Here is a 13,646-nt window from a genome sequence, read left to right on the forward strand (position 1 = left end):
GTGCCCTGCATTCTATGACAGGACACCCCCACCGCGGCCGCCGGCCCTGCCGCATCGCCAGGCGCTTTGCCCGCTGTAAACGCACGAGGCCAGCCCCGTCCAGGGGCTGGCCTCGTGCCAGGGGCCCCGGCCGGGCGGCCGGGGCAGGCGCGCTGCGCTTAAGCGGCGCTCTTGAGCAGCGTGACCGTGGCCTTGGTGGTCTTGCTCACCGCCTCGACGGCAGCGGCAGCGGCCTGGTCGGCATTGGCCTGGGCCACTTCCGAGGCCTGGCGCACGGCTTCGGTCGCGCCTTCATAGGCGGACGAAGCATTGGCGACGGCGGTCTTCAGCGCCTTGACGGCAAACTCCGAGCCCGGCGCGTTGCGGTTCAGGCCCTCGAGGGTGACGATGACGGCCTGCAGCCACTGCGACATGCCGGCTTCGACCAGCTTGAACAGGTCGGCCTGGGTCTGGCTGGCAATGCTGCCGACGGCCTTGAAGTAGGCGAAGCCCTTCTGCAGCGAGGGCGTCACGGTGCCGATCTGCAGCTCGACCAGCGCCTTCGGGTCGCGCGCCGCGGTGACGGCCTTGTTGAGGGCGATCGTGTCGTCGAGGACCGAGCGCGCCGTGTTGAGGTTCAGCGCGGTCAGGTGCTCGACGGCGGACAGCAGGCTGTCGCTGGCAACGGCCATTTCATTGACGCGCGCTTCGGCGGCGGATTTGACGGTGGACAACAGCTTTTCGGGCGAGGCGTTCATGGTGTGCTCCTGTGGTGAAGTGACACCGCAGCGATGCATCGGTGTGGGCTTATGTTGCACTGCAACAAAAAATCTCGCAAGTGTTTTCTTGCTCCTGCCTTGTTGTTTTTGCGTCCCTGCAACAGCGCTTCGCGCGGCCCCGGCTAAGTGGGCTTGCCGTTGCCGCCGCGCGCCGCGGACGGCGCCACCACCTCGATCCTGGGCAGCGTGCCGGTGTCGCCCGGCCACACCGTCCAGTCGGGGTTGGGCAGGGCGTTGAAGACCTTGCGCAGGCTGGCACCCCACTCCTTGTGGATCATGTCGAAATAGGGGTTGTCCCAGTCGACGCTGAGGTGGCGGGCGACGCGCAGCTCGTCGCGGCGGTAGACCAGCAGGTCGAGCGGCAGGCCGACCGACAGGTTCGAGCGGATCGTGGAATCCATCGAGATCAGCGCGCACTTGGCGGCCTCGTCGAGCGAGGTCGTGCGCGTGACGATGCGATCGACGATCGGCTTGCCGTACTTCGACTCGCCGATCTGGAAGTAGGGCGTGTCGGCCGAAGCCTCGATGAAGTTGCCCGCGGCGTAGATGTTGAACAGCCGCGGCGGCTCGTCGGCGATCTGCCCGCACAGGATGAAGGACGCATTGAAATCGAGCCCGAACTGCTTGAGTGCATCGGCGTCGAGCTGGTAGATGCGGCGGATGGTGTCGCCGACCAGGCGCGCGCACTCGAACATCGTCGGCGCGTTCCACAGGCTGTCGCGGTCCTGCACCGCCGCGTGCTCGCGCAGTACGCTCACCACGGCCTGGGTGATGGCGAGGTTGCCCGCGCTCATCAGCACGAGCACGCGGTCGCCCGCGCGCTCAAACACGGTCATCTTGCGAAAGGTGTTGATGTGGTCGACCCCGGCATTGGTGCGCGAGTCCGACAGACAGACGATGCCTTCGTCGAGGCACATGGCAACGCAGTAGGTCATGGGCGGGTCCCGTGGAGGTCTGGGTAGCGCGCGTCAGGCCGCGACCGGCACCAGGAAGTTGTCGCTGATGCTGTCGCCCAGGCGGTTGATGCGCGCCAGGAAGCGCTCGAGCCACACATGCAGGCCGGTGGCAAAGATGTCGTCCATGCGACCGTAGTGCAGGCTGGCGTGCAGCTCGCCCGCCTGGCGCGCGGCCTCGGCCGAGTGCAGGTTGGCGATGTCGCCCAGGATGCCATTGATCTCGTCCAGGCAGGCGTGCAGCGAGCGCGGCATGGCGTGGTTGAGGATCAGCAGCTCGGCGACCTTGTACGGCGTAATGACGTCGCGATAGACGTGGCGGTAGGTCTCGAACGCCGACACCGAGCGCAGCAGCGCGCCCCACTGGTAGAAGTCGGTCGAGCTGTTCTGGCCGTCGGCCTTGGGCAGCAGGCTGTGGTATTTGACGTCGAGCAGGCGCGCGGTGTTGTCGGCGCGCTCGAGGAAGGTGCCCAGGCGCACGAACTGGAAGGCATCGTCGTGCAGCATGGTGCCGAAGGTCACCCCGCGCAGCAGGTGCGAGCGGAACTTCACCCACTCGAAGAATTCGCCCAGGTCGGTCGCCTGCAGCTTCTCCGGCGTGATGTCGCGGATCTCGAGCCAGGTGGCGTTGGTCGTCTCCCACATCTCGGCCGTCAGCGTGCCGCGCACCGCATGCGCGTTCTCGCGCGCGGCACGCAGGCAGTTCCAGACGCTGGACGGGTTGTCACGGTCGAGGACGACGAACTCGATGACGTCGCTCGCGGTCAGCGGCCGGCCGCTGCGGGCGAAGGCCTCGGACAGCTCGCTGATGGCGAGGATCGCCGACCAGCCGTCGGTATCGCCGCCGTTGGTGCTCGGCAGCAGCGACATGCGGTAGGACACGTCCAGCATGCGCACGGTGTTCTCGGCGCGCTCGGTGTAGCGCGCCATCCAGTAGAGGTGATCGGCGGTACGGCTCAGCATGCTTGTTCTCCTTGCGCCCGGCGCGGGCGATGACTCGGCGGCAGCTTCAACTGACGACCCAGGTGTCCTTGGTGCCCCCGCCCTGCGAGGAATTGACCACCAGCGAGCCCGCCTTCATGGCCACGCGGGTGAGGCCGCCCGGCACCATGCGGATCTCCTTGCCGCCGGACAGCACGAAGGGGCGCAGGTCGATATGGCGCGGCGCGATGCCGGCGTCGACGAAGGTCGGGCAGGTCGACAGCGACAGCGTGGGCTGGGCGATGTATTTTTCCGGTGCCGCCACGATGAGCTGGCGGAAGTCCTCGATCTCGGCCTTGGTCGCCGCCGGGCCCACCAGCATGCCGTAGCCGCCAGCGCCATGGACCTCCTTCACCACCAGCTCGGGCAGGTGGGCCAGCGTGTAGGCCAGGTCCTCGGGCTTGCGCAGCATGTAGGTCGGCACGTTGTTGAGGATCGGTTCCTCGCCGAGGTAGAAGCGCACCATTTCGGGCACGTAGGGGTAGATCGACTTGTCGTCCGCCACCCCGGTGCCGACCGCATTGGCCAGCGTCACGCGACCGGCACGGTAGGCCGCCATCAGGCCCGGCACGCCGAGCATGGAATCGGCGCGGAACACCTCCGGGTCGAGGAAGTCGTCGTCGATGCGGCGGTAGATCACGTCCACCCGCTTCGGCCCCTGGGTGGTGCGCATGTACACCGTCTCGTCCTTGACGAACAGGTCCTGGCCCTCGACCAGCTCCACCCCCATCTGCTGGGCGAGGAAGCTGTGCTCGAAGTAGGCGCTGTTGAAGGCGCCCGGCGTCAGCAGCACCGCCGTCGGGTTGAGCACGCCGGCCGGCGCCACCGCGCGCAGGGTCTCGAGCAGCAGGTCGGGGTAGTGCTCGACCGGCTGCACGTTGTAGCGTGAGAACAGGTCGGGAAAGAGCCGCATCATCATCTTGCGGTTCTCGAGCAGGTAGCTCACGCCCGAGGGCACGCGCAGGTTGTCTTCCAGCACGTAGTACTCGCCCTTGCCGTCGGCGCCGGCGGCACGCACCAGGTCGATGCCGGCGATCATCGCGTACAGCCCGCCGGGCACGTCCACACCCTTCATCTCGGGCCGGAACTGGGCGTTGTTGAGCACCTGGTCGGCGGGCAGGCGCCCGGCGCGCAGGATCTCCTGGCCGTGATAGATGTCGGCGAGGAAGGCGTTGAGCGCCTTCACGCGCTGGCGCAGGCCAGCCTCCAGCGTCGTCCATTCCGTGCCCGGAATGATGCGCGGCAACAGATCGAAGGGAATCAGCCGCTCCTTGCCCCCCTCCTCCCCATACACGTTGAAGGTGATGCCCACGCGGTGAAAGGCGACGTCGGCCTCGCTGCGCTTGCGCGCGATACGCTCATGCGGCATCTGCGCCAGCCACTCGGCATAGGGCCGGTAGTGCTCGCGCACGCTGCCGTCGGCGGCGTACATCTCGTCGAAAGGTATTGCGGCGTTCATTGTGCTGTTTGCGCTCATGTTCTCACTCCCTCGCGCAGGGTTCAGCATGAAGCGTGCCAAGCCCCAATTCCCACGGAATGGCGCATCCGCGTGCAGGCACTGCCTTGGTGCGCACCACGATGGCCGCCAATGCATCAAACTGGTGCGTGCTCGCCCTCCTCCAGCGGCATCACCGTCACCGCAACCTCCACCTTGTGCCCGCCGCCGCCCAGGATCACGCCGCGCAAGGGCGACACGTCGCCATAGTCGCGCCCCCAGGCGATCGTGATGTGACCGCTGCCCGGCTGCAGGTCGTTGGTCGGATCGACCTCCACCCAGCCCCGGCCCGGACACCACACCGCGACCCAGGCGTGCGAGGCGTCGGCGCCGATCAGCCGCGGCTGGCCGGGCGGCGGCGCGGTCAGCAGGTAGCCCGACACGTAGCGCGCCGCCAGCCCGAGGGCGCGCAGGCAGGCGATCATCAGGTGCGAGAAGTCCTGGCACACACCGCGCCGCTCGGCAAACACCTGCGCCACCGGCGTGGCCACGCTGGTGGCCTCGGGATCGAAGCTGAAATCGGCATGGATGCGCGCCGACAAGGCGAGCAGGGCCTCGACCAGCGGGCGGCCCGGGGTGAAGCACTGCAGCGCATAGTCGGCATAGGTGGCAGAGGCCTCGCCCAGCGGCACGAAAGGCGAGCCGAAGCGGTACTGGCCGGCGTCGCGCGCATCGTCCTGCAGCGGCGCATGGCCCGACAGCCCATCGCGCAGGTGGTCGCGCGCCGCCTCCCACGCCAGGCTGCTGGCGGCCTCGGGCCAGCGCCGCGCATCGACCCGGATGCGGCTGCGCGCCCGCACGAGCAGGCGGTCGTGGGGCGCATAGACCGCGAAGGCCGTCACCGGATTGCCGAAGAAGTCCCTGCGCTCGCGCTGCACCGAGGCCGGCGGCTCGATCGCCAGTTCATGCGACAGGCATTGCTGGTGGGCGACCTCGCGCGGGCGCAGGTGGGCAATCTGCTGCGACAGCAGCACCGGGCTGTCGTAGTGGTAGGTCGTGTCGTGGCGGACGTCGTATTCCTGCATCCTGGCGGCACCTCGCTCAGAGCGAAACCGTCGCCCGGCTGCGGGCGTCGAGGTGGGTGAAGTAGCGATGCGACAAGGCATCGGCGAGTTGGTTGCCGCAGGCCCAGGTGTCAGCCAGCACGGCCTGCAGGGTGTCGCAGTGGCGCGCGCCACCCGCCTCGCGCCGGGCGCGGCCGTCGAGCTCGAGCACGAAGCAGTCGCACAGCGACAGCGCATCGAGACGCTCGCGCTGACGGTTGAGTGGTTCTGCCAGCGCCTCGCCCTCGGGCAGCAGGCGCACATGTTCGGCGAGCGACTCGAGCTGGTAGCGCAGCGCGCGCGGATTGTCGCCGTCGAGCATCACCAGCTCGGCCACCGGCTGCGGTGCCAGGCCGCGGGCGTGGCGGCTGCGATAGCGGATCTCGCCGTCGGTCAGCGCCAGCAGTGCGCGCAGCGCTCCCGGGTAGGGCGACAGCAGCAGCGCCGACAAGGCCGCGGCGAGAAACTGCAGGCGCTCGATGCGCCGCCCGATCGACAGGAAGCGCCAGCCGGCGTCGCGCGGCATGCTCTCGATGACGAAGCCCGACAGGGTGACGAGCGACAGCAGCGAGTCGTCGAGCCGGTGCAGGGCATCGCCCAGACTGGGTACGCGCCTGGGGGCCTCGGCAAAATCGGACAGGCGGTTGTAGATGCGCCAGCTGTCGGGCGACAGGCGGTCGCGCACCTGGGCCGCCAGGCCCAGCACCATGCGCAGGTTGGCGACCACGCTGCCGCTGCGCGCGGGGTCGAACAGCGCACTGGCGAGCAGCGCAACGGACAGCGGCACGCGCGAGCGCAGCGCACGCGCCGCCGCCCCGCCAGCGGTGCCACCGCCGCCGTCGCCGCCCTCGTCTGCGTCCGCCGCCGCACCCTCCTCGCCCTCGGTCGGCAGGATGCCCGCCCGCCGGCACAACGCGAGCAGGGCGGCCAGCGTCGGCTCGTCATCGGCCTTCGTGCCGTCCTGCGGGAAGCCGCCGCCCGCCGGCGACGCACCGACCATGCTCAGCTCCCCCGCCGGCCCGATCAGCCCGCCCAGGCGGGCGAGCGTCTCGCGGCCGAGGCGGGCGGCGGCGTCGGCACGCTCGCTGTAGCGCCCGAGCCAGAAGAAGTTCTCCGCCACCCGGCTCGACAGGCTCAGCTCGCGCAACCCGTGCTCGGACGGCGCCAGCTGGCCGGGTACGATGCGCGCCGCCGGTCGTGCCGCCGCCGGCGAGCGCAGCACCCACACATCCTTGCTGCTGCCACCCTGCTGCATCGACACCACGCGCGCGTCGGCGCCGGAGGCGACCCGCGTCAGCCCGCCGGGCAGCACCCGGAAGCCGTCCGGGCCGGCGGCGACGAACACCCGCAGCGCAATGTTGCGCGCCACCAGGCTGCAGGCGGCGGCCTCGGCCTCACTCGGCAGCTCGCCCGGCGCCTCGCCATCGACCGCGAGCACCGGCGCCTGCGAGATGTTGACCATCTCCTGGGCGACGAAATCGAAGGGGCGGGCAGCAATGCGCGCCGCCAGCGCCTCGAGCTCGGCCTCGGGCAGGTCGCGGCAGAACACCGGGCCGGCGCTGGCGCTCGGGTAGGCGGGCTTGACCACCAGTTCGCGCAGGTGCTCGAGCGCATAGGCGCAGGCGGCCGGCTCGCCGCACCACCAGGTGGCCACCGAGGGCATCCTCAGCTTCTGGCCGAGCAGCTGCTCGGCCAGCCGCGGCAGGTAGCCGAGCAGCGCCCCGGTCTCGAGGATGCCGCTGCCGAGCGCATTGGCGACGGTGACGCGGCCGGCGCGCACTGCCCCCACCAGGCCGGCCACGCCCAGCGCCGAGTCGTCGCGCAACTCCAGCGGGTCGCACCAGATGTCATCCACCCGGCGCAGGATCACATGCACCCGGCGCAAGCCGTCGAGCGTGCGCAGGAAGACGGTCTCGTCGCGCACCGTCAGGTCCTGGCCCTCGACCAGCGGAAAGCCCATCTCGCGGGCGAGGAAGGCGTGCTCGAAGTAGGTCTCGTTGTACGGCCCGGGGGTCATCACCACGATCAGCGGCGCGTCCTCGCCCTCCCCCGTGTCCGCCGGCGCCAGCGCCGCCAGGCTGTCGCGAAAGCCCTCGAAGAAGGGCACCAGCGGCTGCACGCCGGCGCTGCGATAGAGCTCGGGCAGGGCGCGCGCCAGCACGCTGCGGTTCTCCAGCGCATAGCCGGCGCCGGATGGCGCCTGCGTGCGGTCGGCTACCACCCACCAGCGCCCGTCGGGCGAACGCGCCAGGTCCACCGCGAACAGGTGCAGGAACAGGTCGCCCGGCTGCTTCGCCCCCACCAGCGGGCGCAGGAAGCCGCTGTGGCCGAAGATCAGAGCCGGCGGGATCAGGCCCTGCTGCAGCAGCGTCTGCTCGCCGTAGAGGTCGGCCAGGATGCGGTTGAACAGCATCGCGCGCTGGATCACCGCAGCCTCGATCTGCGCCCACTCCGCCGACGGCAGCATCAGCGGCAGGAGGTCGAGCTCCCACGGCCGCTGGAAGCCACGCGGGTCGGCATACACGTTGTAGGTGATGCCGTTCTCGTGGATCTGGCGGCGCAACGCCACCCGCCGCGCCGCCAGCTCGGCGGGCGCCATGTCCGCCAGGCTGTGGAAGAAATCGCGCCAGTGCGGCCGCAGCACCACCACGCTGCCGATGCGCTGGCACAGCTCGTCGTAGCGGTCGGGACGCGCGGCGTAGGCGGCGAGCAGCTCGGGCGGACTGTGCGGCTGGACCTGCATGGCGGCGTTCAGCCCTGTCGGCGCAAGTCGAGGGTGAAGGGAAAGTCGGCGTTGCGCTCGGCCACCGCGGGCGTGATCCGGCCCGGCGTGTGGCCGGTGGTGGTGAAGCGGGCCAGGCGCCGACCCTCGGCCTCGTAGGGATTGACCGGGTAGGTCTCATGGTTGCGCCCGCCCGGATGGGCGACGTGATACATGCAGCCCCCCATCGAGCGCTGCATCCAGCCATCGACGAGGTCGAACACCAATGGCGCATGCACGCCGATGGTGGGATGCAGGCAGGACGGCGGCTGCCAGGCGCGATAACGCACGCCGGCGACGAACTCGCCCACCGTGCCGGTCGGCTGCAGCGGCACGGCACGGCCGTTGCAGGTCAGCACATGACGGTCATCGTTGAGTCCGCTCACCTTCACCTGCACGCGCTCCACCGAGGAATCGACATAGCGCACGGTACCACCAGGCGCGCCCTCCTCGCCCATTACATGCCAGGGTTCGAGCGCCATGCGCAGCTCGACCTCGACGCCGCGCGCGGAAAACTCGCCGTACTTGGGGAAGCGGAACTCGAAGTGCGGCGCGAACCAGGCGAACTCCATCGGGTAGCCGAAATCGCGCAGCTCGTCGATGACGTCGCGGAAATCGTCCGCCACCCAGTGCGGCAGCAGGAAGCGGTCGTGCAGCTCGGTACCCCAGCGCCGCAGGCGGTCGGGCGCGTAAGGGTGCTGCCAGAAGCGCGCGATCAGCGCGCGCAGCAGCAGTTGCTGGGCGAGGCTCATGCGCGCGTGCGGCGGCATCTCGAAGGCGCGCAATTCCAGCAGGCCGAGCCGGCCGGTCGCGGTGTCCGGGCTGTACAGCTTGTCGATGCAGAACTCGGCGCGGTGGGTGTTGCCGCTGGCATCGATCAGCAGGTTGCGCAGCAGGCGGTCGATGAGCCAGGGCGGCACCTGCCTGCCCACCTCGGGGAACTGCTGGAAGGCGACCTCCAGCTCATGCACGGTGTCGTGGCGGGCCTCGTCGACCCGCGGCGCCTGCGAGGTCGGGCCGATGAACATGCCCGAGAACAGGTAGGACAGGCTGGGGTGGTTGTGCCAGTAGCTCACCAGGCTGCGCAGCAGGTCGGGACGACGCAGGAAGGGCGAATCGGCCGGCGTGGCGCCGCCGAGCACGAAGTGGTTGCCGCCGCCGGTGCCGGTGTGGCGGCCGTCTAGCATGAACTTTTCGGTCGACAGGCGCGACTGGTGTGCCTCCTCGTACAGCGTGGTGGTGCGCTCGACGAGCTCGTCCCAGCTCGCCGCCGGGTGGACATTGACCTCGATCACGCCCGGATCGGGGGTGATGCGGAAGCTCGCCAGGCGCGGATCGGACGGCGGCTCGTAGCCCTCGAGCACCACCGGCAGGCTGAACTCGGCGGCGGTGTCCTCGATCGCGGTGACGATCTCGAGGTAGTCCTCCAGCGCCACCGTCGGCGGCATGAAGAGGTACAGCAGGCCACCGCGCGGCTCGGCGCACAGCGCGCTGCGGGTGATCCAGGCCGCGGACTCGAAGGGCGCCGGACGGCGGGTGGGGTCGATGCGCTCGTCACGGCTGGCGAGCGCCGCCTCCGCGGCGCCGGGCAGCGGCACCGCAGCCTCGCCCTGCGTGTCATGGAAGCCGGCATGCTCGGCGCGGCCGGGCGTCCACCCGCCCCCCTGCGCCTCGAAGCCCAGCCCGCTGTCGGCGCCGATGGTCGCCACCCCCGTCACGCCGGTCGGCCGCAACTGCTGGCGCAGCTCGGCATGGGCCGGCAAGGCGGGGAAAGCCTGGTTGAGGTCGGCGGCGTGGATCCACGGATAGTCGCCCTTGCCCGCCCACGGCTGGGAATCCAGCGGCAGGCGGTAGCCGATCGGCGAATCGCCCGGGATCAGGTACAGGCGTTCGCTGCGCAGGAACCACGGCCCGCTCTGCCAGCGCACCGACCCGACATGTTGACGCACGATCGGCAGCACATGGCCGATGACCTGCTTCAGGCCCTGCTCGAAGATCTTGGCCAGGCGCGCGCGCTCGAGCGGATCATCCACCCGCGAATCGTGCGGATCGACGTTGGCCGGCAGCCGACGCTCGCGCCACAGGTAATACCAGGCGTCCTCGAAGGCCGCCATCATCCACTGCGTATCGACGCCCAGGCGCTCGCCGACGCGGGCAAGGAAGCGGCCGGCGGTGGCCTCGTCCACCGCGGTGGCGGACAGTTCGCGCGCGAACAGCGCCGGGTCGCGCCAGATCGGCTCGCCGTCGCGGCGCCAGTAGCAGTTCAGCGACCAGCGCGGCAGCTGCTCGCCCGGATACCACTTGCCCTGGCCAAAGTGCAGCAGCCCGACCGGCGCGTAGTGCTCCTTCATCCGGAACATCAGGTTCTCGGCCAGCGTGCGCTTGCTCGGCTTGGTGGCATCACGATCGTGCGGGTCGAGCGCATCGCTGTTCCAGGCCGCACCGTCGCGGTCGTCGAGCGACACGAAGGTCGGCTCGCCGCCCTGGGTCAGGCGCACGTCATGCGCCGTCAGGTCGCCGTCGATGAGGTGGCCGAGGGCCTCGATCGCAGCCCATTGTTCGTCGCTGTAGGGCTTGGTGACGCGCGGCGCCTCCCACACGCGCTCGACCTTCATGTGGTGCTCGAACGCGCACTCGCACTCATCCGAGAAACCGGTGATCGGCGCCGCCGACGAGGGCTCGGGCGTGCACGCGACCGGGATGTGGCCTTCGCCGGCAAACAGCCCCGATGTCGGGTCAAGACCGACCCAGCCCGCGCCTGGCAGGTACACCTCGCACCAGGCGTGCAGATCGGTGAAGTCCACCTCGGTGCCCGAGGGGCCGTCGAGCGACTTCACGTCGGGGGTGAGCTGGATCAGGTAGCCGGACACGAAGCGCGCCGCCAGCCCGAGGTGGCGCAGCAGCTGCACCAGCAGCCAGGCCGAGTCGCGGCACGAGCCGCTCGCCAGCGTCAGCGTCTCTTCCGGCGTCTGCACGCCCGGCTCGAGGCGCACCAGGTAGCGGATGTCCTGCTGCAGGCGCTGGTTGAGCGCAACCAGGAAATCGACGCTGGCGCAGGGCTCGCGCGGGATGGACTCGAGGTAGTCGAGGAACTTCGGCCCCAGCGCGGCGGCCGGCGCCTTCAGGCGGTAGGGCGCCAGTTCGACGCTCAGGCCCTCGTCGTAGGCGAAGGGAATCTGCTTGGCCTCGGGCTCGAGGAAGAAGTCGAAGGGGTTGATGACCGACATCTCGGCCACCAGGTCGACCTCGATGCGCAGCTCGGTCGTCTTCTCGGGGAAGACCAGGCGGGCGAGGTAGTTCGACTGCGGGTCCTGCTGCCAGTTGATGAAGTGATCGGCCGGCTCGACCTTCAGCGAGTAGGCCAGGATCGGCGTGCGGCAATGCGGCGCCGGGCGCAGGCGCACGACCTGGGGCGACAGCGTCACCGGGCGGTCGTAGCGGTAATGGGTGACGTGGTTCAGCTTGACGTGGATGGACACAGGGGCCTCGCGAAGGGCAGGGGATGCTGGTCAACCTCGACAGCAAGAATCGTGCGATGCGGCGCGAGGGCGTCATTGCAGTGCATTGGCCCGGATCACGCCCCTCGAACGCGCATCGCGCGCACCAAGCCCGCTCGCGAGGGCACCAAAGTGGTGCCAGGCTTGCTCACGGCATGCACCGGGTCGAGGCCGACCCACCGCGCCGACGCTCGCATCTCGCCCCAAGCGGCTGACTGACGGCGCCTTCGCCCGCCACCGGGTCGTGGCCCTGGGTCGTGAATGACCCGCTCGCCCCCCACGTGCACCGCCTGACGAATACGGCTGATCGCTCGCAAGCCGTTGTTTCCCTTCGCAATCATGACAATCACCGAGTCATGGCACGCGTTTCGCATAGGTGTCGCCGAAATCCGGATCGGGAGTCCGCCGCCATGCAGGATCGCCACCTCGAGGAGCTCATGGAGGCCATCGAAGCCTACCTGGCGTGCCACCCCGAGGCGGTCGACAGCGAGGAAGGCATCGCGCGCTGGTGGTTGCGCAGTCGGGGGCTGGAGGCGACGGCAGACGAGGTCCACACCGCCTTGCAGCGCCTGATTGCCTTTCACGCCGTGCGTGTCACCCACACGCCGGACGGGCGTCAGGTCTATGGCGCGGCACCGCGGCCGGATCCGGAGCGGCCGCACTGAGCGACCCCGATGGGTGAAGGCCGCGAGCGAAACAGCAAGGACATGGAAACGGACGGACAGGCGCAAGGCGAACGATGGCAAACGTTTTCGGCGTGCATTCGGTGGGAAGCTCGATCGTGACCTTCCTGCGCAACACCTACCCCGGCCCCGGGGCGGAGCGCGCGCTGCCGGCCTGCGACTTCGAGCTGGTGAGCGCCGGACAGCTCGCCGGCGACATCGAGGAGGGCAACCGCATCACGCTGTTCCTGTACCGCATCGCGGTCAACGAGCACCGCCGCCAGAGCCCGCGCATGCGCGAGGGCGAATCCGGCGCAGGCCCGCTCGCCCTCGACCTGCACTACCTGATGAGCGCCTGGGGCATGAGTGCCGAGGAGGAGCAGGTGTCGATGACCTGGGCGCTGCGCCAGTTGCACCAGTACCCGGTGCTCGATGCCTCCTCGCTGACCCCGGACGCCGGCTGGGATGGCGAGGAAGTCATCCAGATCGTGCCCTCCGAGCTGCCCACCGAAGACCTGATGCGCATCTGGGACGCCCTCAGCCCGGCCTATCGCCTGTCGGTGTCCTGGGTCGCGCGGCTGGTGCGCATCGACCCCGACACCGACGACGCCAGCTACCGCCGCGTCGTCGCCGCGCGCTTCGCCTATGGCCGGGAGGCCTCGTGAGCACGCCGGCGCCCCACGCCCCCGAGCTGCACGAACTCGAGCGCTTCGAGTGGCGGGTGCTGGCCGCGCTGCGCCCGATCGACGCCACCACCGGCGCCACCATCGAGGCCCCCTTGCGGCTCCAGGGCGAGGGCGCGCGCATCGTGCGCAACCGCAGCGGCTTTCATGTGGTGCACGAATGGACGCGGCTCGCCGCCCACGCCACCGAGTTCCTGCAGCCACCGGCCAGCCCGGCGATCGGCAGCGAGACCCTCATGATCCGTATCGACGACCCGAGCGGGCGCTACCTGCCACGGCTGGCGACGCTCAGCTTGCCGCGCAACCCCGATGGCGACGCGCCCGACTCGATCTTCAATGCGCTCGACATCCCGCTCTACCCGGCGCCCCGCGCAGCCCTGGGCACCAACTGGTGCGCACTGCGCGTCAGTGTCAGCGCCCAGCCCGGTGGCGATGTGCTCGGTGGCGCCCTGTTGCGCGTCGTCGCCGGCGGCCAGGTGCTGGCGCGCGGCCTCAGCGACTGGCGCGGCGAAGCGCTGGTGGCGGTGGCCGGCGTGCCGGTCACCACCTGGTCGGCCGACGCCGACGCGGTGGTCGCCACCCATGTCGATGCCGTGCTCGAGGTCTGCCACGACCCCGCCGCCGGCACGCGCACGCCGCTGGCCGCGATGCGCAACGGTCGCCCGCCCGCGCAGCTCCCCTGCGTGGATCCGGTCGATCTCGAAACCCGCCGCGCGACGCTGCCCTCGGCGCAGGCCGACGTCCAGCTGCGCGCACGCGCCAGCCTCAGCCTCAACCTGGGCCTCGACCTGCCATGAGATCGGAGTCCGCTTA

10 protein-coding genes are annotated in these 13,646 nt (G+C 70.0%); 3 read left to right on the forward strand and 7 right to left on the reverse strand.

Features of this window, described 5'->3' with window-relative positions; all coding sequences use genetic code 11:
• Positions 1-158: 158 nt before the first annotated feature.
• From PLC66_RS10210 to PLC66_RS10240, 7 genes are all read right to left on the reverse strand, one after another.
• The gene (locus PLC66_RS10210; protein ID WP_324539987.1) at positions 159-737 is read right to left on the reverse strand and encodes a phasin family protein; all 579 of its coding nucleotides are present in this window, start codon (positions 735-737) and stop codon (positions 159-161) included.
• A 143-nt stretch (positions 738-880) separates the two neighbouring features.
• Complete coding sequence (locus PLC66_RS10215) at positions 881-1,693, reverse strand: proteasome-type protease (RefSeq protein ID WP_324539989.1); 813 nt, start codon at positions 1,691-1,693, stop codon at positions 881-883.
• Between the two features lie 33 nt (positions 1,694-1,726).
• On the reverse strand, positions 1,727-2,674 hold the full coding sequence (locus PLC66_RS10220) for an alpha-E domain-containing protein (RefSeq protein WP_324539991.1): 948 nt from the start codon (positions 2,672-2,674) through the stop codon (positions 1,727-1,729).
• A gap of 46 nt (positions 2,675-2,720) precedes the next feature.
• The gene (locus PLC66_RS10225; RefSeq protein ID WP_324540068.1) at positions 2,721-4,151 is read right to left on the reverse strand and encodes a circularly permuted type 2 ATP-grasp protein; all 1,431 of its coding nucleotides are present in this window, start codon (positions 4,149-4,151) and stop codon (positions 2,721-2,723) included.
• Between the two features lie 134 nt (positions 4,152-4,285).
• Positions 4,286-5,212 (reverse strand): transglutaminase family protein, encoded by a 927-nt coding sequence (locus PLC66_RS10230; RefSeq protein WP_324539993.1) that lies wholly within the window; start codon positions 5,210-5,212, stop codon positions 4,286-4,288.
• 16 nt (positions 5,213-5,228) lie between these two features.
• On the reverse strand, positions 5,229-7,973 hold the full coding sequence (locus PLC66_RS10235) for a circularly permuted type 2 ATP-grasp protein (protein ID WP_324539995.1): 2,745 nt from the start codon (positions 7,971-7,973) through the stop codon (positions 5,229-5,231).
• Positions 7,974-7,981: 8 nt separating this feature from the next.
• Positions 7,982-11,470 (reverse strand): transglutaminase family protein, encoded by a 3,489-nt coding sequence (locus PLC66_RS10240; RefSeq protein ID WP_324539997.1) that lies wholly within the window; start codon positions 11,468-11,470, stop codon positions 7,982-7,984.
• 428 nt (positions 11,471-11,898) lie between these two features.
• Between PLC66_RS10240 and PLC66_RS10245 the strand changes: the two genes are divergently transcribed.
• The 3 genes from PLC66_RS10245 (at position 11,899) to PLC66_RS10255 (ending at position 13,630) form a co-directional block, all read left to right on the forward strand.
• Positions 11,899-12,153, forward strand: coding sequence for a hypothetical protein (locus PLC66_RS10245; protein WP_324539999.1), 255 nt, complete (start codon positions 11,899-11,901; stop codon positions 12,151-12,153).
• Positions 12,154-12,227: 74 nt separating this feature from the next.
• Positions 12,228-12,815, forward strand: coding sequence for a Pvc16 family protein (locus tag PLC66_RS10250; RefSeq protein WP_324540001.1), 588 nt, complete (start codon positions 12,228-12,230; stop codon positions 12,813-12,815).
• On the forward strand, positions 12,812-13,630 hold the full coding sequence (locus tag PLC66_RS10255) for a hypothetical protein (protein ID WP_324540003.1): 819 nt from the start codon (positions 12,812-12,814) through the stop codon (positions 13,628-13,630). The genes PLC66_RS10250 and PLC66_RS10255 overlap by 4 nt, the downstream gene beginning before the upstream one ends.
• The last annotated feature ends 16 nt before the right edge of the window (positions 13,631-13,646 follow it).

The organism is Thauera sp., assembly GCF_035444905.1.
Classification (GTDB): Bacteria; Pseudomonadota; Gammaproteobacteria; order Burkholderiales; family Rhodocyclaceae; genus Thauera.